The sequence below is a fragment of the Paenibacillus glycanilyticus genome, from assembly GCF_051200795.1.
Classification (GTDB): Bacteria; Bacillota; Bacilli; order Paenibacillales; family Paenibacillaceae; genus Pristimantibacillus; species Pristimantibacillus glycanilyticus.
This window is the reverse complement of record NZ_CP195155.1, coordinates 1,132,501-1,157,195: the sequence shown is the minus strand read 5'-3', so window position 1 is coordinate 1,157,195 and position 24,695 is coordinate 1,132,501. Positions and strand designations below refer to the sequence as shown.

The window sequence follows — 24,695 nt, the reverse complement described above, 5'->3', positions numbered from 1 at the left end:
GCCTTTTTTGCATGCCTATCTCCGGCTGTGGAGTTCCTCTATAATCGCTCCGGCGATCTCTTCCGGCTGCTGCACGGATCCTTCCGCCTCGCCTCGTTTGCGGACCGATACGCTGCCGCTTAGACGCTCGTTTTTCCCGACGACAAGCATATAAGGAACCTTCTCAAGCTGGGCCTTCCTTATTTTATTGCCGAGCTTTTCGCTGCGGGCGTCCACTTCTACCCGAATTCCCGCTTGAATAAGCTGCGATTTAATCTGAAGCGCGTAATCCAGCTCATGCTCCGATACCGGTATTACCTTGGCCTGCACCGGGGCAAGCCAGATCGGGAAAGCCCCGCTGTAATGCTCGATCAGAATACCGATGAACCGGTCGAGAGAACCGTAAACCGCGCGGTGGATAACAACCGGCCGCTGCTTCTTATTGTCTTCGCCGATATAAGACAGATCAAATTTCTCCGGCATCTGGAAATCAAGCTGGATGGTTCCGCACTGCCAGCTTCTCTTCAGGGCGTCCACGATATGAAAGTCGATTTTCGGTCCGTAAAAGGCACCGTCTCCTTCATTAACGCGATAGTTCACTCCCTGTGCATCCAACACATTCTTTAGAGACTGCTCGGCTTCATCCCACAGCTCATCCGAGCCCATATAATCGGCAGGCCGGGTCGACAGCTCGACGGTATAAGCAAACCCGAATACCTTGTACACCTCACCGATCAAATGCATGACCTTGCCGATTTCCGCTTCAATCTGATCCGGACGGACAAACAGATGGGCATCATCCTGGCAGAACGTGCGTACCCTCATCATGCCGCCTAATGCCCCCGACAGCTCGTGCCGGTGTACCTGGCCGAACTCCGCCAGTCGTACCGGGAGCTCCCGATAGGAGCGCAAGCTGTTCTTGAAGATCAGCATATGCCCCGGGCAGTTCATTGGCTTTAACGCGAATTCGGACTCGTCAACCTTAGTGAAATACATGTTGTCCTTGTAATGATCCCAATGTCCCGACTGCTCCCACATCCGCTTGTTCATCATAAACGGCGTGCGGACTTCTTCATAATCGTTCTGGTTAAGCAGCTCCCGGGAGAAGCTTTCCAGCGCAGTCCTTATCGCCATTCCCTTGGGCAAGTAAAACGGCATCCCCGGCGCTTCCTCCGAGAACATGAACAGCTCCAGCTCTTTGCCCAGCTTGCGGTGGTCCCGCTTCTTCGCTTCCTCCAGCTGGTACAAATAGTCGGCTAGCTCCGTCTTGTTGAGGAATGCTGTACCATAGATGCGCTGAAGCATCTTATTGTCGGAATTGCCCCTCCAATAAGCGCCTGCCACGTGAAGCAGCTTAAAGGCTTTGATTCGCCCGGTTGAAGGCAAATGGGGCCCGCGGCACAGGTCCGCAAATTCCCCTTGCTCGTAAATACGGATTACTTCGCCCTCCGGCAAATCCCGGATCAGCTCCAGCTTGAGCGGCTCCCCTTTTTCTTCGAAAAGAGCCAGCGCCTCCTCCCGCGATACAACTCTCCGCCTGATCGGCAAATTCTCTTTAACGATGCTCCACATTTCCTTCTCTATGGCTTCCAGATCCTTGGTCGAAAGCGTATGGGCAAGGTCTACATCGTAATAAAAGCCGTCCTCGATAACCGGTCCGATGCCCAGCTTTACGGCTTCGCTGCCGTACAGCCGTTTGATTGCCTGCGCAAGCACATGCGCGGTGCTATGTCGGGAAATATAAAGCCCTTCCGGGCTGTCCAGAGCAATCATGTCGATTCGGCTACCATCGCCAAACGGATCATCAAGATCGGTCATCGTGCCGTCGATTGCCCCCGCTATTATCGTTTTCTTCCAATCGGCATCCATTGATTCCGCTACCTGCGCAATGGTCGTGCCTTGCAATACCCTCCTTATGCTTCCGTCTGGCCAAACAGCTTGAATCTCCATTTTTGCTCCTCCAATTCTTCCTTATTTTTTGAACGCAAAAAAACGCATCTCTCCCTGCAAGGGACGAGTGCGTTCTGCTCGTGGTTCCACCCTAATTCCATCCCGCGCGTAACCGGCGCGACGATGCTCATTGGAATCCGTTAACGGGGATCAGTCGGTTACGTGTACAGCCGCAATTGCGGGTTCCAGGTGACGGCTGCAAAGCGGTAATCCCGATCTTTCACCGAAGAAGCTTTCAGCCGGGGCTTCTCTCTCTGGGCGGTTATAGGGAAGGAGATCATGTCTTTGGTCATGGCCTTCGTATGAAATTGCTATTATGTTACAATGTTTTATTTCAAAAAGTCAAGAGGAATCAGTTCCCCATACAAGCGCCCAGACATAGTATACATAACCAGCCCAAGATAAGAGCGGAGGGATCCGTATATGGCAAAAACAACGAGAAGGTCCAATTCTAATACGACGACGGCGTTGCCAAGGCCAATGAGACAAGGCCAGCCGCAGCAATTTGATCTCCGCATCGCCCTGTTTCTTGCCGGTATTGCTGGACAGACTTACTCACAATTCGAGAATAAGGACGGCCTTTTCCTTGTCCCCCGAGGGTATGAACTAGTGGGGGCTTTCTCTGCCAAAGCTTATGATGATACCGAGGAACGCTTTGGCTTTGTTTTGCAATCGGACCGTTCTTCCGTTCTGGCCTTCCGGGGCTCCGGTTCAGCCGTGGACTGGGTATCGGATTTTATTGCCCAACAGACGACATACCGTCCCGTTAAAAATGCCGGCCAAACCCACAAAGGCTTTACCGACATTTATACATCCACCCGCTCGCAGGTGCTTGATCTGATCGAGCAGCTGCCGGTAGAAAAACCGTTATTTATTACCGGCCATAGTTTAGGCGGAGCCTTGGCTACCTTAGCTGCCCTCGATATTGCCGTCAACACACCGTTTACCGCGCCCATCGTCTATACCTTTGGCGCTCCAAGGGTCGGGGATACTCGCTTCGTCAAGCTATACAACAATACGGTCGAGACGCATTGGCGCCTCCAAAACGAATACGATATCGTTCCCCATCTGCCTCCGCTTGTTTATCAGTCTCCGGATACGAAGAAAACGTATTTCTATATGCATGTCAAAGGCGAGGTAAAACGCGCCTTCCGGATGGGCTCGGTTTCCGGCAATCATATTCTGAGCAGCTATTTTGCCGACTTATGCGGCGAGGAGCCGCAGTTCGCCGAAGCGATTTGCTCGGAGCCGCCGGGCTGGTGCCCGCTAACTTGAACAAAAAACTCCGCAAAGCTGCGGAGTTTTTTATCGTTTTCAGGTCCAGGATTGAAGGAGCCAGTTCCGTACCCGGTTAATGGTCTTATCCAAATTGCATACCGAATTCTGATCCACGTAAGGAGTCTGATGACAAAAATAATGAGCATGTCCGCCGATTAACGGAATCCCTTCCACAATAGACGGGGAATATTTGAACCGGTTCCAGCGAGGCACCGATGCCCCTTCTGCCGACCATCCTCCCCAAGTACCGATCCGGCTGATCGGATCGGTGAGTTTTCCTTCCGTATCAACGGAATGGAGAAAGCATACTTTATCCCGCAGCTCCGGATGAATCGGAATACGAGGCGAGCCCACCTGTACAATCCGGAAATTCCGGTTCAGACGCTGCTGATGCAGCATTTTCCCCGCCTGATAGGCTGCTGCTCCTCCCCCGCTATGTCCGATAAAAAGGATCGGCTCCTCCTCGCTCTTCATCGTTTCCTTCACTTGCTGGAATGCCGCACGCCCGCCGATCCGGCCAATGGACAAGCGGTTGGTAAGATCCGTGCCGACTTCAACAATTTGCCGGTACAGATTACGGCTTACATCTCCATACGGGTGCAGAATATGAATGATTGGCTCGCGGCCATCCGCCCGAAATATCCGGTCAAGCTGATTCCTGCATTCATCAAAATAGCCTTTGGTTGTAGCAACGCCAGCCAGCAGGTAAATCCGTATAGGCGAGCCGCTGATCGCTGTCATGATTCATCCCTCCGTTCATGCTGTGTTAATGGAATTGTGTACTTTCATTATGCGGGGGGATAAGCGGTTTCATTCCTCCATGTAGATGTGAATTCCGTTCCAGCTGATCCGGTAGCCAAGCTCCTTGGCTGACAGAACAAGGGGGAGAGCTTTTATGTCCCGCCATAACGGGGTAATGCCGTTCAATTTGTAACCGCTCCATATTTTATGCGGAACGAACGGGACCTGCGCCATTCTTGGTATTCCGTTGTCCCATCGGATTAGCTGAATCGTCCCGTCCTTCATCGTCTTCACGTCCGCCTGAAGGATCCGGCTGAAAAATTCCTCGTCCACATACAGCTCTCCGTCTAGCTTGAATATATGACCGCGGTAGGTAAACGGCTGGTTTACGATTGCGGAATTCCCGCTTCCAAAGTCCTCCTCTAAACGGCTCAAATAATAAGGACTGCCTGCGGCCCGTCTGTAGGCTTCAAGGATCCGGGGTTCATTCGTGATGGAATAATCATTAATGCGCCGTACCTCATTATATTCCGCAAGATTGTTCACATCAAAATAAAAGACAGCCTTAACCCTTGGATAAAGCCTGGGAAGATTGGCATACAGACGATTGATTTTCGCAATGGCAAAAGCGTTATCCTTCACCCCGTCGGTCACCGTATAGTGGGTAACGCCATACTCCGACAGTTGAATCGGCTTTGTCCTGCTGAACCGGTTATACACGTAATCAAGCATCTGAAGCGGATCTTCGAAATCGGACGGCTGCCGGATATCTCCGTTATGATATCTTACGTTATAGACGTTGATTCCTACCCAATCTACGTAATTGTCACCCGGATAATAGGCTTCAATCGGACGCTCCGGCACATTAAGCACGGTCCAGACCATGGCCGTTTTCGGGGCTATTTTCTCGAATACGTCATGAACCATTCTCCAAGTCTTGATATAGAGATCCGGGTCTCCGCTGTAATTCGTCCAGGTTCCGTTCATTTCGGATGCGAAACGCAGAAAAATGGGCACATCGGCCTTGCGCGCCGCTTCGGCAAATGTCCGCAGGTAAGCATCGTCCTTCACCTTGGTCAGCCCGTCGTTAGGCTCCCATGCAATGTGGGGGAATGCGCCCGCTTCCTTTACTTCAGTCACCCAATCGGACGGGAACGGCTCTCCGTAACCGACATATTTAAAAAAGCTGGCATGCTGCTTCCCTGCTAAGTTATTGAACTCCGCCATGCTATTATGGATGGTTGAGTTCTGCAGCACATAGGCACCTAAATAGGCTCCGGACACCGGCTCGGCTTTCGCCAGCCGATAATTCGGATGCGAGGATGAGACATGAATGGTCCACTCCGAATAACGTGCCTCTTCCACTTGTACGGCAGCCGCATAGGTGCTTGGATTAGCAAGCGGATGTTGTTTTCTAGCAGCGCTTTCCGCCCCTTCCAGCATGACGATGAGAGCGCAGACGAGCATCAGGCCGGGCAGCTTGCGGCGATGCGTTAACCAATAGCTCAGCAGGGGAACCTCCTCCTCTTCTCTATTCCAAGGATGAGGCAAAGAGGCGGCATTTATACGTATTCGGGCGTGTCTATCGCTATGAAAAAAGGCTGCCTTTGCCTAGTCCCGAATAGACTAGTTAAAGACAGCCCCTGCATGTTTTTATTAAACACCCATTTTTTTGCGCTGGTTGTTTACTTTCTTCGTATTCTGGCTCTTCATAGCCTGCGTGGAAGTCGATTGATGCTTCTGACCGGCTGCTCCGTTTTGCCCTTGCTTCTTCTGAGCAAGAAGCTGCTTCGCGCGTTCAGCTTGTGTAAGCGGCTTAGCTTGCGCTGGCGCCTCAGCTTGAACCTCATTATGTTCATTGGCGGACATATGATCACCTCACTTTAATGTACTCAGCATATCAAGTGAAACGTCAATCGGCAAGCCCCCTGGCCGGGACTTTGCGAAGTTGCACAATTCCGATTCTTGTTAATATAACCGCAAGAACGAACAACTGCGGAATCGTTGTCTCCCATGTCGGGTATACGCCCAGGGAACCAATGGTGGCAAGAGATCCCGAGGAATGCGCCGGAAGCCATGAAGCGACCTGAAGCGAATGAATGCTTTCCCCTAGGAAACGGACTACCAGGTAATAGATGAGAGCCGAAGCCGTTAGGAAAAACGGACGGATCGGCAGCTTCGCGCTAAAGCGGATGATCGCAAAGCCGATAATCAAGAGCAGGAGAAGCGTGACTCCGATTCCGAGGATCATCTGAACGGGATCGATGGAGCCCGCCATGCCGATATAGAAGATTGTCGTCTCCGCGCCTTCCCGCAAAATCGCGAGGCCCGAAACGATAAATAGGGACCACAAGCTTCCCTTGGCGAGCGCATTGCCCATCCGGTCATCGATAAATTTGTTCCAAGCCTGCAGATTCGATTTCTTGTGCAGCCAGTTGCCCACGGAAAGCATCAGAAGCACGGATACAAGTCCCGTAATCCCTTCCATCGCTTCCCGCGCGCTGCCCGCGGTTGCTTCCGCAATGACCGTAGTCAACAGTACGGCCAAGGCAATACTCAAGAGCAATCCCGTCCATACGCCCGACCATACCCAGACATTTTTGGACTGATTGTCCGTGCGTTTCAAATAAGCAAGCAATGCCGCAAGAACAAGAATCGCCTCGAGTCCTTCCCGCAGCAAAATCATTCCGGCATCCCATGCCGTATATTTGGCCTCCGACGTCATCGGTTCGAGCTGACCGCGGATCTCTTGGATAACCGCCTCCGCCTTATCCGGTACCGGATTTGCGGCCAGCAGATATTTGGACACATCGGTCATCTTGATTTCGATGTTCTGATAGACCGCGGCGGACCGGATTGACACCTGGCCCTCAACGGCAGGCCAGCTGCTGATGAAGGATTGCATCTGACCGTTTGCTTCGGCATAATGGTTCGCTGCAATATCATTCGATGCCTGATTTAATATCGCGATTAAATCCGCAATGGTCAGCCCTTCCGAATCCGTGCTTGCAGCTGCGATTTTCCCGTCTTTATAGTCATTGATAAGAGTAATCAGGTTTGTTGTATAAGTCTTGGCATCCTCGGCACGTGGAGGTTCGGCCTGCAAGGCAATCCGGATCATGCTCATGCTCGTCTCCAGCTTGCCATACACGGTAAAATTCTCGCTGCGGATAGATTGTTCAATCGGCGGCCAACCGTCGTTGATTTGCTTGTATGCGGCATTCGCCTGCTCCCATTGCCCGGCCTCAATGCTGCCGAGCAGCTTCTCCGCCAGAGGCAGCAGGCTTGCGGCAGCGTCTTTCCCTGACAGCGCCGGCACTTCGGCTGCTTTCTCGCTCTTCACAAACGTATTGATCGCTTTCGCTAGCGCCGATAAAGCCGCCTTCGCCTCATCCGGCTTATTCGCCGCCTGATCCAACGCTTCCGTGGCGTGAGCAATGGCCGAGGATACATCGGCAGAGTCTGCCTTCGCCCCGGTCTTTAGCTGCTCCCAGCTCTCATTCGCCTGCCGGATATGATCCTTGGCATCCTGCCAATCACCTTCGCCCGCCGCGGCAAGAGCGCCGCCAACAAGCGGCAGCAGCTTGCCCAGCTGTTCGGATGACGACGCATCCGCAGCATAAGCGGTGTTGCCGAGGCTAATCGTTGAAGCTGCGGCAAACGTCCCGATCCACACCGCAACTAGAACCAGCAATACTCGGGAGATTAAAGCTTTAAGTTGATGTTGCCCGGTCATGTCAAGTCATTCTCCCTTCTACAATAACGTATCGCCGATATAGCCGCCTTCGCGTACGCCAGGGAAGCAGGCAAATACGGCGCTGCCGTTGTGAACGATATATTCATTCAGGGCATCCATCTGTCCAAGCTTCTGCTGCATCGGAATAAACTGCTTTCTTGTATCGCGGTTATAACAAATAAATAAGAGTCCTGCATCAAACTGCCCTGTCCGGTTATCCATGCCGCTCGAATAGGAATAGGATCGCCGGAGGATTTTGACCGAGCCGTTCCCCCGCGCCAGCGCAACATGGGAATTTACCGGGATAAGCGGCTTCCCTTTCTCATCCTTCTTGGCGAGGTCCACCGAATCGAACTCGTTCTTGGAGCCGATTGGCGCACCGCTGTCGCGATGCCGGCCAAATGTCGCTTCCTGATCGCCAAGGGTTGAACGGTCCCATACTTCCACCCGAATCCGGATGCGGCGGACAACCATATAGCTGCCGCCTGCCATCCACGGCGTGCCGTCACCGCTCTGCGCCCATACGACGTCGTTCATCAACGCTTCGTCCTTCGTATCCGGATTGCCGGTACCGTCCTTAAAGCCCATTAGATTGCGCGGAGTTGCTCCCTTCGGATCGGCGCCGCCGGTACGCTGGAAGCCCTCCTGCGTCCAGCGCAGCACCGCCTTGCCCCTTGCGATGCGGGCCAGATTGCGGATCGCATGGAAGGCCGTCTGCATGTCGTTGGCATTCACCTGAACGCCAATGTCGCCCCCGCACCATTCCTCGCGCAGCTCATCGCCGCCAAAGGCCGGCAAATCCACAAGCGCAGCCGGCCGTTTGGAGGCAAGCCCAAATCTGGAGTCAAAAAAGGACGGTCCTACGCCGAACGTAATCGTTGTTTTTGAAGGATTCAGTCCCGCGGCTTCGCCCGTATCGGCAGGAGGAAGATTCAGATTATCATTGACCTCCCCGATCATTTCGCCCTTTGCCATGGATGCGGAAGCTTCCGTCCAGGCCTTGAACAGCTTGCGCACATCATCAATCGAATTCGTTGACAGATCAAAGGCAGCGAACATCAGAAAATCCTGCGCGGGTGTCGTTATGCCGGCCTGATGCTTGCCGTAAAATTCTATCCTGTCCTCGCTGCTTGCCTTGGCCGCAACCGAGGCGGAGCTGCCTTTTGCTCCGAAAATCGCTCCAACGCCTGAAGCGCCAAGCAATAGCCCGGCGCCTCCAACACCGGCCAGCCGCAAAATATCCCGACGGCTGATCGGTTTCTCCAAGATGCTGTCTCCAGCTTGATTATTCTTGTTGTCTGTTGTCATCTCATTACGCTCCCAGAATCGTTCCCATTTGGGACAACGGTTCAGCTAATGCGTCAAGCAATTGGCTCAACTTCTTGGTATCTTCTTCTTTCAGATCGGTATAGGAAACGTATCCGTCCCCGCTCTTATACGCTGCGAGTGCCTGCTCCAGGTTATCAAAGCTTGTGCCGATTTGCGCTTCCAATTCAGCGTCCTGCTTGTTCAGCTCGGCTTTCAGCAGCTCGTAGATTTTTTTCGCGCCTTCCACGTTAGCCGCAAAATCATACAGGTCCGTATGCGAATAGCGCTCTTCCTCGCCGGTTACCTTCGAAGAGGATACCTCGTTTAGCAGCTCAACCGCTCCCGTTACGAGCAAGCTAGGTTCTACGTCTACCGTTTCGATCAAGGCACGAAGCGTCTTCGTATCGTCAAGTAACCGGGAAGCATAATCTTCCGCGCCGGCAGTTGCGTTGTTCACCCAAAGCGCCTGCTCGATGCGGTGGAAACCGCGCCAGTCTTTCTCCTCTACATCATTTTCGCGTGCATCGATATTAGGGTCCAGATCGCCAAGAGCTTCCGCGATAGGCTCGATTCTCTCGTAATACATCCGGGTTGGCGCGTACAGCGACTTCGCCGTCTCTACATCGCCGGACTTCACCGCTTGAACAAATTTATCGGTTTCGGCAACCAGCTTATCGGTTTGATCGAGAGCATACTGGCGGTATTGGCCGGTAATCTCATCCCAGTTCTCCACCTTTGGCGCCGATTGTTCTGTATTTGTTGTAGTATTCGCGGCAGCCTCTTTAGCATTATCCGCATTGTTATTGTTCGAGCCGCATCCCGCAAATACGATCGTGCTTGCCAGCACTACCGCAGCTACCTTGATTTTCATGAATCCTTAACCCCTCATCCCATTAATATATAATTCCGTAATGAACTACCAATGAGTATATTCACAATGATAATCATTGTCAATTAGCATTTTTAGCACTAACCCTTTATTAGACACTTGTCGCATATGGACAGGCTTTCGCCTATTCCTCCGCCTCCGCTCAAGCATAGTGTATAGCAGGCCTTCCAACTTCCCACACTAATAGACAAGAACGGATATCCAGAAAAGGAGGCTTTACCCTGTGTCACAATCATCAAGTAACAAGACCGCGGTTTTCCCGCCCCAGCATCAGAAGCATCAACCAGGCATAGAATCCGAGATGAACCCGCTTCCAATCTATAAAACCGATCAATATAAAGCGGCAAACAAGCTTGAAAATAAAGCTGCCATTATTACCGGAGGAGACAGCGGTATCGGCCGTGCGGTAGCGGTGGCGTTCGCCCTCGAAGGCTGCGACGTAAGCATCGTGTACTACAATGAGCATGAAGACGCCAAGCTTGTTCAACAGGAGATCGAGCAAGCCGGAAGACGCTGCCTGTTAATTCCCGGAGATATCGGGGATGAAGCATTTTGCCGGAATGCCGTTGAGCAGACGGTGATGACCTTTGGCAAGCTGGACATTCTTGTGAATAATGCAGCCGAGCAGCATGTGCAGCAGCGGCTTGAAGATATTACGGCGAAGCAGCTTGAGAAGACGTTCCGGACTAACGTATTTGGCATGTTCTTTATGACGAGAGCCGCCCTTCCTCATCTGAAGCAAGGCGCATCCGTTATTAATACGGCATCAATCACCGCCTATAAAGGCAATCCGACCTTAATTGATTATTCCGCTACCAAAGGCGCCATCGTCTCTTTTACAAGAGCGCTTGCAACCAACCTGGCCGGACGCGGCATAAGGATCAACGGCATTGCTCCCGGTCCAATCTGGACTCCGCTTATCCCGTCCACCTTCGATGAGCAATCCGTATCCACCTTTGGCTCGGATACGCCAATGAAACGGGCCGGTCAGCCGTATGAGCTTGCCCCGGCTTATGTATATCTGGCCTCCCAGGATTCCAGCTATGTGACCGGCCAATTCATCCACATTAACGGCGGCGAAGTTGTAAACGGTTAAAAAAAGCAAAAACGCCTTGCGTCTATTACGCAAGGCGTTTTCCAGCTTCCTCGTTTATGCATTTATCTAATAAGTCCTGCAGCCTGCCCTCGTACACAAGCTCCAGCTTCGATGTATTCTCTAGATCCCCCGGCGTTACAAGAAACGAAGATTTATTTACAAGATGGACCCCACTCTTCTCGAATACCGATGCCACAAATTCCGAGCAAAAATAGGCGTAATCCCTCTTAATGATCCTAGTGTTAAAAAGCAGTCCGATAACCCCTATCAGATTATACCGGTACAGTTCCCTATTCCGTTCCATCTCCGCAATAACGCCGCGCATCTTGGCGTAAGCAGCCGGTTGTATGCGGCAGCGGTACAAGGCGCATCTGGCTTCGGCGAATAACTGCCCGCGCATATTCTCCCTCACAAAGCCGGCGAAGAACGGATTCTGCGGGTTTTTCCGGCCGAAGCTGTACACTTCGTTTAGCCCGCTGTCAAACGCGATCGACGCATGATTAAGCGGATCCTTCGTAAACCACTTAATCGTTCTCGTAAATAATGTTCCCGTGTCCGTTAAGACAACGTAAACCTCCAGCTCTCTTGTCATGCCCGACAACCTCCACATTAAAGAAGTAACGCTTCTCATCTAACTTTAATGCAGGAGCCATGGTTTCATTAACCTGCTGAGGTACAGTCCTATCCACGACCTTGGTCCTGTTCTGGAAAATTTACCTAGTGTTTCTCTTATCTTAATGGAAGTATTAGTATTTCTCAATCAAAACTTAACAAATAGGCAGGAAAGTGTAAATTAGTTTGCCGCTAGTTCTTTCGAATGATCAGGTGAGGAATTGGGACTAGATCGGTTTCTAGTAATCTACTTATATATGGTATAATAAGCCACATTACAGCTGGGATACAAAAGGAGATTTCGGTACAAATGGAATTCAAAAAGGTGAATACGCCCCTCCGTCTCGTAGGTATTCAAAAGTACAAAAGCAAGGACGGCAGAGCCTGGATCAAGTATCCCGGCGGCTCCCGAAAGCCATTAAAGAAAAGCACGGTGATATGGACCAGACTGCTGACCGTGATCGTCATCGTTGGCGTCGTCGGATTTGCGGGTTACAAGATCGGGTTCCACTACTTATCCAACAAAATGATGAATGAAATGGCCGATCAAATTCTGACCACCGATGAAATCGAGTCGTTCAAGAAGGATCCTGCCGTTCAGCAGATCATCGCCGATAACTCCAAATATTTTGATAAAAAAACTGTGGAAGCCCTGCAGGGCTCCGTCTCTACCGATGCCGGCAACGGCGGTAAAGCCGAAGGTACAAATGCGGAAAAGCCGGATCAATCAGGTTCTAATTCCGGTAACGCGGCAAGCGGTGGTAAGGAAAATACTAAGCCGGCGGACAAGCCGTCCACAGGCGGCCAGCTTGTTGTGAAGAATAAAGATGAAGCGGCCGAGCTGCTGCTCAGCAAATTCTCCATGAAGGAATTAACCGGGCTCGCCGATAAAGCGAAGGACGGCTTGACGCCGGAAGAGAAGCAGTCCATTAAAGAAACTCTTCTCTCTCGCCTTTCTCCGGAGGAATTCAATTCCGTCAAGATTGTTGCTTTGATGGAGGTTATGAAGCGCGATGAATAAAGTTTGCAATTGGGGAACGGGCACATGAACTATTTTGATCCGTATCGTACAGAGCTGCAACTGGTATTCTCGGAAGCCAAACGCCGAATCGCTCATTTCCCCGAGCCATTTAACGAGTCCGGATTAGCTTACCTCCGCAAGTTTGATGTCTTTGAGAGAGAGAGCTCCAAGAACTATATTTGTTATCTGCTGCCCTATTGGATTAATGAGTCTGCTACGATTCCTATCGATCAGTGCCGTATGCTCTCTCTATCCAATGTGTTCAGCATGCTCTATTATTTCCTGCAGGACGACGTAATGGACGAGACTCCAGCTGCTTGGAAGGAACAGCTCGCGCTCGCCCATTTATTCCATATCGAGTTGGAAGCCATTCTTCGCGAACTGTTTGCCGCTAACTCTCCTTTCTGGAGTTATCGCCAGCGCTATGTAAACGAATGGGCTTCAGCCGTTGTTCATGAGGATAAGCATGATTATTTCATGACAGACATTGTGCGGGTCGCGAAAAAAGCTTCGCCACTCAAGCTGGCAAGCACCGGCGTTCTTCTGCTTGCCGGCCAACCGGAGAAGATTGCAAATGTGGAAGAACTTGTTGACTACAGCCTTGTTCTTCTTCAAATGGCGGATGATCTAACCGATTGGGAGGATGACTTGACCGAGGGAAATTATAACTGCCTGTTATCCATGATTCATGCCAAGCGTCAATCTGTTCACCCCCTTCTAACGAAAGAAGTCGAGTCTTATATCTATGACCGTGGTCTCATGACGGAGTATTGCAACCGCAGCAAGGAAGTTCTCAGCTTCCTGGGCAATGGCGAAATTGATAACGCGCCGCTCCTTTCTTTCAGCCAATTCACCTATGAAGGGATAGCAAGCTTCACGAATCGGGTAGAACAGACGAGAAGGACTTTATTATCAGGCGGATTGGATTATATTTTGTCGAATTTTCAGATAAAATAGTATAATATAACCAATAGTTATGCTATAATTCTATTACTCGAGTAGTATTTTATTAGCATAATTGGAGGGGTTAGTTTGTCGAATCAGATTACTAGGGATCAAATTATTCAAAAGGCTTGGGAAGACGATGCATTCAAGCAACAATTATTGAATGACCCTAAAGCGGCTATCAAAGATGCGTTTGGCGTAGAAATTCCAGATCATATCGAAGTAACAGCCGTGGAAGAAACGCCAGATCACGCCTACCTGGTGATCCCGCCGAAACCCTCCGCATTAAAATCTGCATCTTCAGAAGAATTTCCATCTTGGTAATTAAAAACAAATAATAAAAACCACTCCATTTAGGAGTGGTTTTCCTATTTACGCCGTTGGGAAAGTAACCATAACTTCTGTTCCTATCCCTTTCGTACTCTTAAATACGATATCCCCTTGCATTACTTCAATAATGCTAAAGGTAACCATAAGTCCAAGGCCTGTACCTTTAGATTTGTTGGAATAATAAGGTTCCCCAAGCTTAACAAGTTCCGCTTCGGTCATGCCTTCCCCGTTATCCTTTATGCAGATAACAACCCTGTTTCCTTCCATATGACCGCTTATTTCAATACGGCCCTCATTTTTCAAAGCCTCGATACTATTCTTAATCATATTAATAAAGGCCTGCTTGAATTTCGAGGAGTTCCCATGAATTTGCAGATGGTCGGGTATATTTAATCTGATTTGGCCGCCTTGCATATTTGCTAGTGGGATCAGAATAGTACCGATATGCTTGAACTCATTGGCTATATTTAATACAGAAACATGCTCAAGCTGGGGCTTGGCAAAGGTCAGAAAGTCGGTAATTATTTCGGAAGCACGGTCCAACTCATTGATCGCAAGAAGCATATAGTTCTTTTCTTTATTGCTGCCACTTTTCTCTTCCAGGAGCTGCAAGAATCCCCGTGTAACCTGCAACGGATTTCGAACTTCATGGGCAACCGATGCTGCAAGCTGACTAATCATATCCAACTTCTCTGATCGCTGAAGCTCATTGTTATAAATCTCTAACTGTCTGGAATATGTAACAACTTTTTCGAAACTAAGAACAATCTGTCTACCCAACATAACTACCAGTGTGAACACGAAACAGACTATTCCCCATTTCCAATACGTAAACTCATAGTTTCTAGAATGAGAATAATATTGAATAATGTCTGCAACAGTAAACAATATAAATATCCCGATACCTGTTGAAAGAATTAACGCATCCTTATGCTTCTTGAAGCTGTGAACCACTAGAATGCCAAATATGAGAAGACAACCAGCAATAACCCCTATTGCAAACATGGCGGTTGCAACGAAGTAATAAACATAATAAAAAGCATTGTTCGTCAGAAGGTTCAAAAATAAACAGATAGAAGATACAATCATTAACCACAAAGCATAGATTTTAAAAATACGAATGATTGAAAACTTCCCTCTTCCAAAGTATGTCTCTAAAAAGAAGAACAAAGAAGGCAAAATTAAATTAGATGTCAGGTCAAAACCAGTTGCATAAACTAATCCATAGTTCTCATTTATCGTATACAGAAACGGCGAGTAGAAAATCAGTATGCAGCCAATTGAAAAAACAAGACTGCTAAGTGATTTCCAGCCTGCTACATGAACCCTTTTCAAAAAAATCATACAAAAAAACATGAGCGCAGCAATGAAAATAAAAGCTGCTCCAAGAATGATATTGTCTATATCTTTCATAAGAATAGCTCTGTATAACTTCGAATATTCACCAAGAACAATGCCCGAGATCCCGATATTGCCTGTTTTATTTACCAAATGTATGTAAAGGGTTTCATTTTCGGATGTACGCTCCAACGGAACAACAAAGCGATTTACATCATAAGAATGACTCCTTTTCGTTTCAAATACATTACTTCCATTCCTATATGCAATAACATTCTGAGCGTATGCTTTACTTACTAGCAATCCTGCATTTGCCCACGAGATTGAAGGCAGCTCAATCTTTACCCATAACGAACTTGTCCCTTTCGGCAACACCGGCTCCTTCTCGTTTTCCTTCACGGTAATCCAGCCATCGGCAGGCGGTATCTTGTTATCCTCATCATTCCCCGGATGAAGCTGCCACTCTGTGATTCGTATTTTCGACGCTGATTCTTCTGTATTCGCAAAGGTGATTGTGGGGCTTATTGAAGTGATGACTATTATAGATAATAAAATGAAAATCGTATACTTCAGAAAGGCCTTCATCTTTACACCTCAAATATTGGAAAATAGTTCTTATTACTCATAAGTTCGACATTTTTCGATTATATCCTTCACCTTTCTCTTATATATTAAAAATCTTAAAAATAAAAGGAGCGGAATATCCGCTCCAGATTGTTACTATGATATCGCTGCTCTTCTTGCAGGCACCGAGAATGACCGTACCTCTTCGCCGATAATCTCAAGCGCGTTCAATTGAAGGCCGCTGGCACAGCCTCCGTCGATTCCAATCTTGCCTTTGCCGTACCAGACATCCGCTCTGCCATGCAGATCAACGGTTTTCGTATGGCCGAACACGACTACTTTATCAACCACCGTATCCGCCCTGTGGAACGAATCCTTAATGTATAAGAAATCCCTCTTCGGCTGTTCCTTCCAGTTCGGGTATTTCGGATTCAGTCCCGCATGCACATAGATGAAATGCTTATCCTCGTAGTAATAAGGAAGCTGCTCGAGGAAATCCGCGTGATAAGGATAACGCTCGAGAACCGTCTCTCTAAGCCTGTTCAGCAGATCCTCCTCGCTGCCCGTCATATCGCTTCCCTTCAGATAGCTGTACACGGTCTGACGGCCGCCATGGCGGAAGAATTTCTCCCTTGCCTCTTTGGTTTTGTTGCGAACAATATCCACGAAACGCTCGTCGTGATTGCCTTGAACCGCAATGGCACCATGCTCCCGGACCAGGCTAGCCGATTGTTCAACAACCATCTTGCTGTCCGGCCCCTTGCTGACGAAATCTCCTAGCAAAATGAGCTGATCTTTTACCGGCTCGTAATTAACCCGCTCGAGCAGCCGGTTAAAAGCATCGTAACACCCATGAATATCGCTAATGACTAGCGTCCTTTCCTTTCCCATGACATCCCATCCTTCCCCTATACGTATTTCATTCTACAGCTATCGAAAAAAAACCTTCCGAAACGTAAAAAAGCCGCAGGCCATAAGGCCTGCGGCTGCTTAAGAACTTGTCCTGCTCCCGGTTAAGCTAAACCTTGTTCATCTTGTTGAAAAAAAAAGAAACGCCGTCTATCTAAACAAGACCATGGCGCTTTTTGAATCGGACAGGCTTCTTCGTATGGCGGTTGGCATAAGCCGATGCCGCGTAGGAATCCGGCTTCACTCTTGCCAGATACGTTCCCATCCCCTTTACCCGGTCGATCATCTCTTCTACATAAAGCGATGTCTTATTAATCGTTGGTTCTGTTCCTGCGTCGATATCGATAAATAAATCAAGCGAAGCTCCCTGGTAAACGAATGGCAGCAGCACCTCTTCCATCCGCTGGATAGCGCCATCCACGAAATAATAGGCAACCTCCTGGGACAAAGCCGTTTCCATCGTCAGCTTCTCCTTCAGGGAGGTCAGCTCGCGCGGGACAACAACCTGCCTGTAACAAGCCCAAGCGCCCTTCCCCATCCGCCGGATAATGATGCCTGTTACGAACTTCGTATATCCGTTAAAACCTTGGCTGTCTGTCCCAATGACAAAATGATACGCCGCCCTTGGATCACTCGCCATAAAATTCAATATGCGATCGTACACCTCATGAATCGTAAGCCTGCTCTCCGTCACGTTCTGGAACCGCAGCTCTTCCGGAAGAAGGAGCTTGTTACCCGATAAATTTTTTCTCATCGTCGTCACCTGTACAATGTACATTTCAGCCCTTTCTCTCAGCAATCGCCAAAATCCCGATCTTCTATACCATGCCTATGCGAAAGGAGTTGTATATTATTATTAATAGTTATATGATGACAAGCACGATTCTGCCTTACCCAAAAAAAGAAAAGGCCCCTAAACCGCGTTGTCTCGCGGCTTAGAGGCCTCTTCCCTGCTCTTACTTATATTTTCGCCAATCCAGCTTGCTGTTCTCCAGCAGATAGCTCATATCGCTCTCCAGGCGCTTCTGTTCCTTCTTGCGGGCCTCCTCGGCTTCCGTCCGCGCTTTCTGCTTCCGCTGCTCCTCAGCCGCCTTCATCTCGTCAGATTGGGCTTTAAGCTTCTGCAGTACGTCAGCGCTAAGCATATCCTTTAACGTTGTCCCCTGCTCCTGCTGAGGGCTTGTATTCGCCCTGTGGCTCGCAGCAGGTGCCGTTCTTTTCTTCTTCGCCATTTCATCCTCACCTACCGTTCTTAAAATGCCCAGTTCCCTTTGCGGAAGATCGGCACGATTGTTCCATCGGCTTTGATGCCGTCAATATCCATCTCAGCGGATCCGATCATAAAATCAACATGCGTGATGCTGGCATTTACGCCGTTCTCGGCCAGCTCTTCCGGAGACATTTGTTTCCCGCCGTCGATATTAAACGCATAACCGCTGCCAATTGCCAGATGGTTCGATGCGTTCTCGTCAAACAAAGTATTATAGAACAGAATATTCGATTGCGAAATCGGCGACTCATGCGGCACAAGCGCAACTTCGCCCAAGTAATGCGAGCCTTCGTCTGTATCAACAAGCTTTTGAAGAGTTTCCTGGCCTTGCTCTGCTTCTACCTTCACGATCCGGCCGGCTTCAAACGTAATCTTGAAATTATCGATAATATTGCCGCCGTAGCTGAGTGGTTTCGTGCTGGACACATAACCGTTAACCCCGGTCTTTTGCGGTACCGTAAATACTTCCTCCGTCGGCATGTTAGCCATGAAGGAAACATGGTTCTGGTTTTCGCTGCCTGCGGCAACCCAAATATGCTTATCCGAAAGCTCGATCGTCATATCCGTACCAGGAGCCGTATAATGCAGCTTTACAAAATGATTCTCATTGAGCGCTTGCGCTTTGGAATGAAGCGTAGCGTTATGCTCTTCCCATGCTTTCACCGGGTCTTCCGAGTGGAGGCGAACCGCCTTGAAGATCGCTTCCCAAAGCTGGTTGACGGCTTCTTCTTCGTTAACGCTCGGGAATACTTTGGAAGCCCATGCTTTACCGGCCGCGGCTACAACGGTCCAGCTCACTTTATCGGATTGAACCGCTCTGCGGAATGCTTGCAGACCTTGGCCAGCAGCCTTTTGGAAGTTGGCAATTCGCTGCGAGTCAATGCCCGACAGCAGATCCGGGCTGGAGGAAACGATGGAGATAAATACGGCATTACGCTCAACGAAGGAATTCCGTTTGGCGGTCTCCCATTCCGGGAAACGGGTAAATACCTCATCGGCAGCCTTCTCGTATTTGAGGCGCGACAAGCTGTCATCCGTCCAATCGACATGGACATTGCTTGCTCCAGCCAAATAGGCCTGCTCGGCAACAAGCCGTACAAGGTCAGCTTGATCGATAGCCCCTGTAATAAATACCTCCTGGTTCTTTTGTACATTAACGCCTACTCGTGCGATTAGTTCAGCGTACTTGGTTAAATTGTTAACGAATGCAACGTTTGTCATCGCTCATTCACACCTCTCTAAATATGTATAATGACTATTCTTTGCTTCTTGTCCCGGGCGTATGAAAATTATTACCCCGGACGAAAAGAATGGAAAATGAAGGTTTTTCGTTTTTCCATACCTCTTTTTATGTTATTATATAGGAATGTACTCTTGCATAAAAGATTTTCGCACGAAGGAGCTCTTATGTCTAAACTAGGTAGAAATGAACAATGTCACTGCGGCAGCGGCTTGAAATATAAAAAGTGCTGCATGTCGAAGGACGAACAATCGGCTAGAACAAGCAAAGCCTCCAATGCAATTCGTCATTTTACAGAAGCTGAACTGGTTCACTTGGTTGACCACGAATCCACGTGGGCTAATCCGCAATATGCAGAACTGGCGCATGAACTTATTGCTTCCATGAAACAGGATTACAAGCCTAACCATATCGCAATGGCGGTTATGATCTGGCATGATTTCACGAATATGACGAAACCATCGTATCGCAAATCCGGCGCATTCTGTGCGGCGTTGGAATATATGGTCTGTGAGGTTACCGAATCCGGTAAGAGCAAAAACGATCTTGCCGAAAAATATGAAGTATCCGCTGCTACGATCACTAAGCGTTATCAGGAGCTTTCCGGCTTCCTTATGCAGCAGCTGGAGCAAAACGAGCCGACCCCGGAAGCGGTTGCTCAATAATCGAACAGGCTGTTTCGGATTTTCCATCCGGAACAGCCTGCTTTTTTTATGAGCTTACTTCTTGTCCGCAGGGTATGCAAGCCCGATCTGGCGGCGTGCCTCGTCCATAATCTCCATGACAACAAGAGAGTTGGCATAGGAGTTAACCGGCGATTCAAGCTCGCCGCGTTCAATAAGCTCGGCAAAAGCTTGAATCTCGTATACCATGGAATTATCCGCTTGCTGTCTGCTGATGTTTTCTTCGGGACGCCCGTCACGGTATTGGATCCGAACGCTGGCCGGCTGACTGATTCTCTCGATAACCATATTGCCTTCTTCACCCTGAATTTCAGCAGGCATATTCGAATTCGAGATCTTTGAGTGCAGCAGGACGGCTTCCATATCCCCGTAATTCAGGATTAGACTGCCCTTGCCGTCCACGCCGGACTCCAGCATAACCGCACTAGCCTTGACGCTATCCGGCTTGCCAAACAGTACGACAAGCGGGTATATGCAGTATGTGCCGATATCCATCAAGGAGCCGTTCGACAATTCCGGCAGGAAAGCATTAAGCACTTCTCCTGCTTTGTATTTGTCATAGCGGGAAGAGTACTGGCAGAACGAAGCAAAGAAAGTACGTACCTTGCCAATCTTGTGGAGGTTCTCGCGAATCGCTTCAAAGTTAGGCATCACGGTCGACTTCATGGCTTCCATCAGCAGCACCTTATTCTCCCGCGCCGCTTCGAACATGGCTTGCACTTCAGCAGCATTGGAAGCTAGAGGTTTCTCGCAAAGCACATGCTTCCCATGCTTGATAAATGCAATCGCATACTCGGCATGAAGCGAATTCGGGCTTGCTATGTAAATTGCGTCAATCAGATTGCTTTGCGCCATCTCTTCCAGATCCGTGAAGGTATGAGGAATGCCCTGTGCATCCGCATAAGCCTTTGCACGCTCCTCCGTACGCGAATATAGCGCCGTTACCTCAACTTTATCTACCAGGCGTGCCGCATTCATAAACGTTTCCGTAATAAAGTTAGAGCCAATAATCCCAATACGCAGCATAAGAATTCACCTCTTCATCTTTAAGTTGTCCATAATTGTCCATAAACTAAAAAAAGCCCGCCCTACGTACCAAGTACGTCTGCTGACTCCAATAAATTGAAATGGTCGGGATGACACGATTTGAACATGCGACCCCCTGGTCCCAAACCAGGTGCTCTACCAAGCTGAGCTACATCCCGTTATTCAATTAAGAAAAAATGGCGCGGCCTAAGAGATTCGAACTCCTGACCTTTTGATTCGTAGTCAAACGCTCTATCCAGCTGAGCTAAGGCCGCAAAAAAATTATGGAGCGGAAGACGGGAATCGAACCCGCGACCCTCGCCTTGGCAAGGCGATGCTCTACCGCTGAGCCACTTCCGCATATGGTGCGGTCGAGAGGACTCGAACCTCCACGGCTGTTACACCACTAGAACCTGAATCTAGCGCGTCTGCCAATTCCGCCACGACCGCATGCATATTGTGTTGAAAAATGGTGCCGGCGATAGGAGTCGAACCCACGACCTACTGATTACAAGTCAGTTGCTCTACCAACTGAGCTACACCGGCATAAAACTTTGTAAAAATGGCGGAGCTGACGGGATTCGAACCCGCGGTCTCCTGCGTGACAGGCAGGCATGTTAGGCCTCTACACCACAGCTCCATGCTACTTTCGAAAAAAAATTGGTTGCGAAGACAGGATTTGAACCTGTGACCTTCGGGTTATGAGCCCGACGAGCTACCGGACTGCTCCACCTCGCGGCATTACAAAACTCGTATGGTGGAGGCTGAGGGGATCGAACCCCCGACCCTCTGCTTGTAAGGCAGATGCTCTCCCAGCTGAGCTAAGCCTCCATACTTTTTTACCCTTGGGGTGAAATTGGTGACCCGTAGGGGATTCGAACCCCTGTTACCTCCGTGAAAGGGAGGTGTCTTAACCCCTTGACCAACGGGCCTTGTATTCAAGATTTGCGCCTTGAAAACTGGATGCGAATTAATGAATTCCTTAAGTTTCTTTCGGGGTCCCCGAAAAGTAATCGGAATAAGCTGCAACGCTTAACTTCACTTTTTGGGGGTTGTTTTAGGATAAGCCCTCGACCGATTAGTATTCGTCAGCTCCACACATTGCTGTGCTTCCACCCCGAACCTATCAACCTCGTCGTCTTCAAGGGGTCTTACTAAATTGGGAAATCTCATCTTGAGGGGGGCTTCACGCTTAGATGCTTTCAGCGCTTATCCCGTCCGTACTTGGCTACCCAGCGGTGCTCCTGGCGGAACAACTGGTACACCAGCGGTACGTCCATCCCGGTCCTCTCGTACTAAGGACAGCTCCTCTCAAATTTCCTGCGCCCGCGACAGATAGGGACCGAACTGTCTCACGACGTTCTGAACCCAGCTCGCGTACCGCTTTAATGGGCGAACAGCCCAACCCTTGGGACCTACTTCAGCCCCAGGATGCGATGAGCCGACATCGAGGTGCCAAACCTCCCCGTCGATGTGGACTCTTGGGGGAGATAAGCCTGTTATCCCCAGGGTAGCTTTTATCCGTTGAGCGATGGCCCTTCCATTCGGTACCACCGGATCACTAAGCCCGACTTTCGTCCCTGCTCGACTTGTTGGTCTCGCAGTCAAGCTCCCTTATGCCTTTGCACTCTCCGAATGATTTCCAACCATTCTGAGGGAACCTTTGGGCGCCTCCGTTACATTTTAGGAGGCGACCGCCCCAGTCAAACTGCCCACCTGACACGGTCCCTCTACCCGATTCAGGGTAGCAGGTTAGAACTCCGATACGATCAGGGTGGTATCCCAACGTCGCCTCCACACAAGCTGGCGCTCATGCTTCTCAGGCTCCCACCTATCCTGTACAGATCGTACCAAAGTCCAATATCAAGCTGCAGTAAAGCTCCATGGGGTCTTTCCGTCTTGTCGCGGGTAACCTGCATCTTCACAGGTATTAAAATTTCACCGGATCTCTCGTTGAGACAGCGCCCAAGTCGTTACGCCATTCGTGCGGGTCAGAATTTACCTGACAAGGAATTTCGCTACCTTAGGACCGTTATAGTTACGGCCGCCGTTTACTGGGGCTTCGGTTCACAGCTTCGGATTGCTCCTAACCGCTCCCCTTAACCTTCCAGCACCGGGCAGGCGTCAGCCCGTATACTTCGCCTTACGGCTTCGCACAGACCTGTGTTTTTGCTAAACAGTCGCTTGGGCCTTTTCACTGCGGCCCCCTCGGGCTATTCACCCTACCGAGGCACCCCTTCTCCCGAAGTTACGGGGTCATTTTGCCGAGTTCCTTAACGAGAGTTCTTCCGCGCGCCTTAGCATGCTCTGCTCGCCTACCTGTGTCGGTTTGCGGTACGGGCACCTTCACCTGGCTAGAGGCTTTTCTTGACAGCCGGAGTACATGACCTTCGCTACTGCAATTTTCGCTCCCCATCACAGCCTAGCTTACGCGAGTTGCGGATTTGCCTACAACTCTGCCTCACTGCTTGGACAGGCTATTCCATCAGCCTGCGTCACTGCCCTTCTGTGTCACCCCATTGCTCATAACGGTTTACGGTGGTACAGGAATTTCAACCTGTTGTCCTTCCACTACGCCTTTCGGCCTCGCGTTAGGTCCCGACTTACCCTGAGTGGACGAGCCTTCCTCAGGAACCCTTAGGCTTTCGGCGGACAAGATTCTCACTTGTCTTTTCGTTACTCATACCGGCATTCTCACTTGAATGCAGTCCACCAGTCCTTCCGGTCTGACTTCAATCCGCATTCAACGCTCCCCTACCCAAGTACCATACGGTACATGCCATAGCTTCGGTGGTGTGTTTAGCCCCGTTACATTTTCGGCGCAGAGTCACTCGACCAGTGAGCTATTACGCACTCTTTAAATGGTGGCTGCTTCTAAGCCAACATCCTGGTTGTCTTTGCAACTCCACATCCTTTCCCACTTAACACACACTTGGGGACCTTAGCTGATGATCTGGGCTGTTTCCCTCTTGACAATGGATCTTAGCACTCACTGTCTGACTCCCGGTAAACATGTCTATGGCATTCGGAGTTTGACTGGACTTGGTAACCCTTGGCGGGCCCCGCACCCAATCAGTGCTCTACCTCCACGACACTCTTAACCGAGGCTAGCCCTAAAGCTATTTCGGGGAGAACCAGCTATCTCCGAGTTCGATTGGAATTTCTCCGCTACCCCCACCTCATCCCCGAATTTTTCAACATTCGTGGGTTCGGGCCTCCAGTGCGTGTTACCGCACCTTCACCCTGGACAGGGGTAGATCACACGGTTTCGGGTCTACGACCACGTACTTAATTCGCCCTATTCAGACTCGCTTTCGCTGCGGCTCCGTCTTCCCGACTTAACCTTGCACGTGAACGTAACTCGCCGGTTCATTCTACAAAAGGCACGCCATCACCCTTTTAACGGGCTCTGACTTCTTGTAAGCGCACGGTTTCAGGTTCTTTTTCACTCCGCTCCCGCGGTGCTTTTCACCTTTCCCTCACGGTACTGCTTCACTATCGGTCACTAGGGAGTATTTAGCCTTGGCAGATGGTCCTGCCGGATTCCGACGGGGTTTCACGTGTCCCGCCGTACTCAGGATCCGTCTCGGAGGCTGCAGACTTTCAAGTACAGGGCTTTTACCTTCTTTGGCGGGCCTTTCCAGACCTCTTCGTTTAATCTACAACTTTGTAACTCCATGTGAGACGTCCTACAACCCCAAGGAGCAAGCTCCTTGGTTTGGGCTAATCCGCGTTCGCTCGCCGCTACTGACGGAATCACTTTTGTTTTCTCTTCCTCAG

At 49.8% G+C, this 24,695-nt stretch carries 20 protein-coding genes, 9 tRNA genes and 1 rRNA gene (1 of these 30 running past the window's edge); 6 read left to right on the top strand and 24 right to left on the bottom strand.

Annotated elements, in window-relative coordinates:
- Positions 1-15: 15 nt before the first annotated feature.
- Entirely contained in the window at positions 16-1,929 is a 1,914-nt protein-coding gene (gene thrS / locus ACR9FF_RS05175; protein WP_435169498.1) for a threonine--tRNA ligase, read from the bottom strand.
- Between the two features lie 423 nt (positions 1,930-2,352).
- On the opposite strand from thrS, the gene ACR9FF_RS05170 reads away from it, so the two are divergent.
- Positions 2,353-3,204: a lipase family protein gene (locus ACR9FF_RS05170; RefSeq protein WP_435169496.1), complete on the top strand. Its 852-nt coding sequence runs from the start codon at positions 2,353-2,355 to the stop codon at positions 3,202-3,204.
- 39 nt (positions 3,205-3,243) lie between these two features.
- Here the strand turns inward: ACR9FF_RS05170 and ACR9FF_RS05165 are convergent, their stop codons facing one another.
- From ACR9FF_RS05165 to efeO, 6 genes are all read right to left on the bottom strand, one after another.
- Positions 3,244-3,948 (bottom strand): hypothetical protein, encoded by a 705-nt coding sequence (locus tag ACR9FF_RS05165; RefSeq protein ID WP_116393627.1) that lies wholly within the window; start codon positions 3,946-3,948, stop codon positions 3,244-3,246.
- Positions 3,949-4,017: 69 nt separating this feature from the next.
- Positions 4,018-5,499, bottom strand: coding sequence for a glycoside hydrolase family 26 protein (locus tag ACR9FF_RS05160; protein ID WP_435169493.1), 1,482 nt, complete (start codon positions 5,497-5,499; stop codon positions 4,018-4,020).
- A gap of 105 nt (positions 5,500-5,604) precedes the next feature.
- Positions 5,605-5,817: a hypothetical protein gene (locus ACR9FF_RS05155; protein WP_015842624.1), complete on the bottom strand. Its 213-nt coding sequence runs from the start codon at positions 5,815-5,817 to the stop codon at positions 5,605-5,607.
- 43 nt (positions 5,818-5,860) lie between these two features.
- Positions 5,861-7,684, bottom strand: a complete 1,824-nt coding sequence (locus ACR9FF_RS05150; protein ID WP_435169491.1) for an FTR1 family iron permease — start codon at positions 7,682-7,684, stop codon at positions 5,861-5,863.
- Between the two features lie 18 nt (positions 7,685-7,702).
- The gene (gene efeB, locus ACR9FF_RS05145) at positions 7,703-8,992 is read right to left on the bottom strand and encodes an iron uptake transporter deferrochelatase/peroxidase subunit (RefSeq protein WP_435169489.1); all 1,290 of its coding nucleotides are present in this window, start codon (positions 8,990-8,992) and stop codon (positions 7,703-7,705) included.
- A 4-nt stretch (positions 8,993-8,996) separates the two neighbouring features.
- Entirely contained in the window at positions 8,997-9,863 is an 867-nt protein-coding gene (gene efeO, locus ACR9FF_RS05140; RefSeq protein WP_435169487.1) for an iron uptake system protein EfeO, read from the bottom strand.
- Between the two features lie 241 nt (positions 9,864-10,104).
- Between efeO and ACR9FF_RS05135 the strand changes: the two genes are divergently transcribed.
- A complete protein-coding gene (locus ACR9FF_RS05135) occupies positions 10,105-10,977 on the top strand; it encodes an SDR family oxidoreductase (RefSeq protein ID WP_435169485.1) in 873 nt (290 codons plus the stop codon).
- 25 nt (positions 10,978-11,002) lie between these two features.
- Here ACR9FF_RS05135 and ACR9FF_RS05130 read toward each other — a convergent pair whose 3' ends face one another.
- A complete protein-coding gene (locus tag ACR9FF_RS05130; protein WP_116393621.1) occupies positions 11,003-11,569 on the bottom strand; it encodes a hypothetical protein in 567 nt (188 codons plus the stop codon).
- Between the two features lie 330 nt (positions 11,570-11,899).
- Between ACR9FF_RS05130 and ACR9FF_RS05125 the strand changes: the two genes are divergently transcribed.
- From ACR9FF_RS05125 to ACR9FF_RS05115, 3 genes are all read left to right on the top strand, one after another.
- Positions 11,900-12,610: a hypothetical protein gene (locus ACR9FF_RS05125; protein WP_435169483.1), complete on the top strand. Its 711-nt coding sequence runs from the start codon at positions 11,900-11,902 to the stop codon at positions 12,608-12,610.
- A gap of 24 nt (positions 12,611-12,634) precedes the next feature.
- Positions 12,635-13,567 (top strand): hypothetical protein, encoded by a 933-nt coding sequence (locus ACR9FF_RS05120; RefSeq protein WP_435169481.1) that lies wholly within the window; start codon positions 12,635-12,637, stop codon positions 13,565-13,567.
- A 75-nt stretch (positions 13,568-13,642) separates the two neighbouring features.
- Entirely contained in the window at positions 13,643-13,879 is a 237-nt protein-coding gene (locus ACR9FF_RS05115; RefSeq protein ID WP_435169479.1) for an NHLP leader peptide family RiPP precursor, read from the top strand.
- 48 nt (positions 13,880-13,927) lie between these two features.
- Here ACR9FF_RS05115 and ACR9FF_RS05110 read toward each other — a convergent pair whose 3' ends face one another.
- The 5 genes from ACR9FF_RS05110 to ACR9FF_RS05090 all read right to left on the bottom strand — a co-directional run bounded on the left by ACR9FF_RS05110 (position 13,928) and on the right by ACR9FF_RS05090 (position 19,187).
- Entirely contained in the window at positions 13,928-15,808 is a 1,881-nt protein-coding gene (locus ACR9FF_RS05110) for an ATP-binding protein (protein WP_435169477.1), read from the bottom strand.
- 135 nt (positions 15,809-15,943) lie between these two features.
- The gene (locus ACR9FF_RS05105; protein WP_201008466.1) at positions 15,944-16,678 is read right to left on the bottom strand and encodes a metallophosphoesterase; all 735 of its coding nucleotides are present in this window, start codon (positions 16,676-16,678) and stop codon (positions 15,944-15,946) included.
- Between the two features lie 172 nt (positions 16,679-16,850).
- Positions 16,851-17,474: a ribonuclease H-like YkuK family protein gene (locus tag ACR9FF_RS05100; RefSeq protein WP_435169475.1), complete on the bottom strand. Its 624-nt coding sequence runs from the start codon at positions 17,472-17,474 to the stop codon at positions 16,851-16,853.
- Between the two features lie 178 nt (positions 17,475-17,652).
- The gene (locus ACR9FF_RS05095) at positions 17,653-17,928 is read right to left on the bottom strand and encodes a YqkE family protein (RefSeq protein ID WP_435169473.1); all 276 of its coding nucleotides are present in this window, start codon (positions 17,926-17,928) and stop codon (positions 17,653-17,655) included.
- A gap of 20 nt (positions 17,929-17,948) precedes the next feature.
- A complete protein-coding gene (locus ACR9FF_RS05090) occupies positions 17,949-19,187 on the bottom strand; it encodes an aminopeptidase (protein WP_435169471.1) in 1,239 nt (412 codons plus the stop codon).
- Between the two features lie 186 nt (positions 19,188-19,373).
- Here ACR9FF_RS05090 and ACR9FF_RS05085 point away from each other — a divergent pair, with 186 nt between their 5' ends.
- Positions 19,374-19,871: an SEC-C metal-binding domain-containing protein gene (locus tag ACR9FF_RS05085; RefSeq protein WP_201008468.1), complete on the top strand. Its 498-nt coding sequence runs from the start codon at positions 19,374-19,376 to the stop codon at positions 19,869-19,871.
- A gap of 54 nt (positions 19,872-19,925) precedes the next feature.
- Here ACR9FF_RS05085 and ACR9FF_RS05080 read toward each other — a convergent pair whose 3' ends face one another.
- The 11 genes from ACR9FF_RS05080 to ACR9FF_RS05030 form a co-directional block, all read right to left on the bottom strand.
- A complete protein-coding gene (locus ACR9FF_RS05080; RefSeq protein ID WP_435169469.1) occupies positions 19,926-20,915 on the bottom strand; it encodes a Gfo/Idh/MocA family protein in 990 nt (329 codons plus the stop codon).
- Between the two features lie 102 nt (positions 20,916-21,017).
- A tRNA-Pro gene (locus ACR9FF_RS05075) sits at positions 21,018-21,094 on the bottom strand.
- 19 nt (positions 21,095-21,113) lie between these two features.
- A tRNA-Arg gene (locus ACR9FF_RS05070) sits at positions 21,114-21,190 on the bottom strand.
- Between the two features lie 10 nt (positions 21,191-21,200).
- Positions 21,201-21,275: transfer RNA gene (locus ACR9FF_RS05065), tRNA-Gly, on the bottom strand.
- Between the two features lie 3 nt (positions 21,276-21,278).
- A tRNA-Leu gene (locus ACR9FF_RS05060) sits at positions 21,279-21,365 on the bottom strand.
- Positions 21,366-21,385: 20 nt separating this feature from the next.
- A tRNA-Thr gene (locus ACR9FF_RS05055) sits at positions 21,386-21,461 on the bottom strand.
- A gap of 17 nt (positions 21,462-21,478) precedes the next feature.
- Positions 21,479-21,555, bottom strand: a tRNA-Asp gene (locus ACR9FF_RS05050).
- A gap of 21 nt (positions 21,556-21,576) precedes the next feature.
- Positions 21,577-21,653 (bottom strand) — tRNA-Met (locus ACR9FF_RS05045).
- A 17-nt stretch (positions 21,654-21,670) separates the two neighbouring features.
- Positions 21,671-21,746: transfer RNA gene (locus tag ACR9FF_RS05040), tRNA-Val, on the bottom strand.
- Between the two features lie 26 nt (positions 21,747-21,772).
- Positions 21,773-21,847: transfer RNA gene (locus ACR9FF_RS05035), tRNA-Glu, on the bottom strand.
- Between the two features lie 126 nt (positions 21,848-21,973).
- Positions 21,974-24,695 (bottom strand): 23S ribosomal RNA (locus tag ACR9FF_RS05030); it runs 213 nt beyond the window's last position.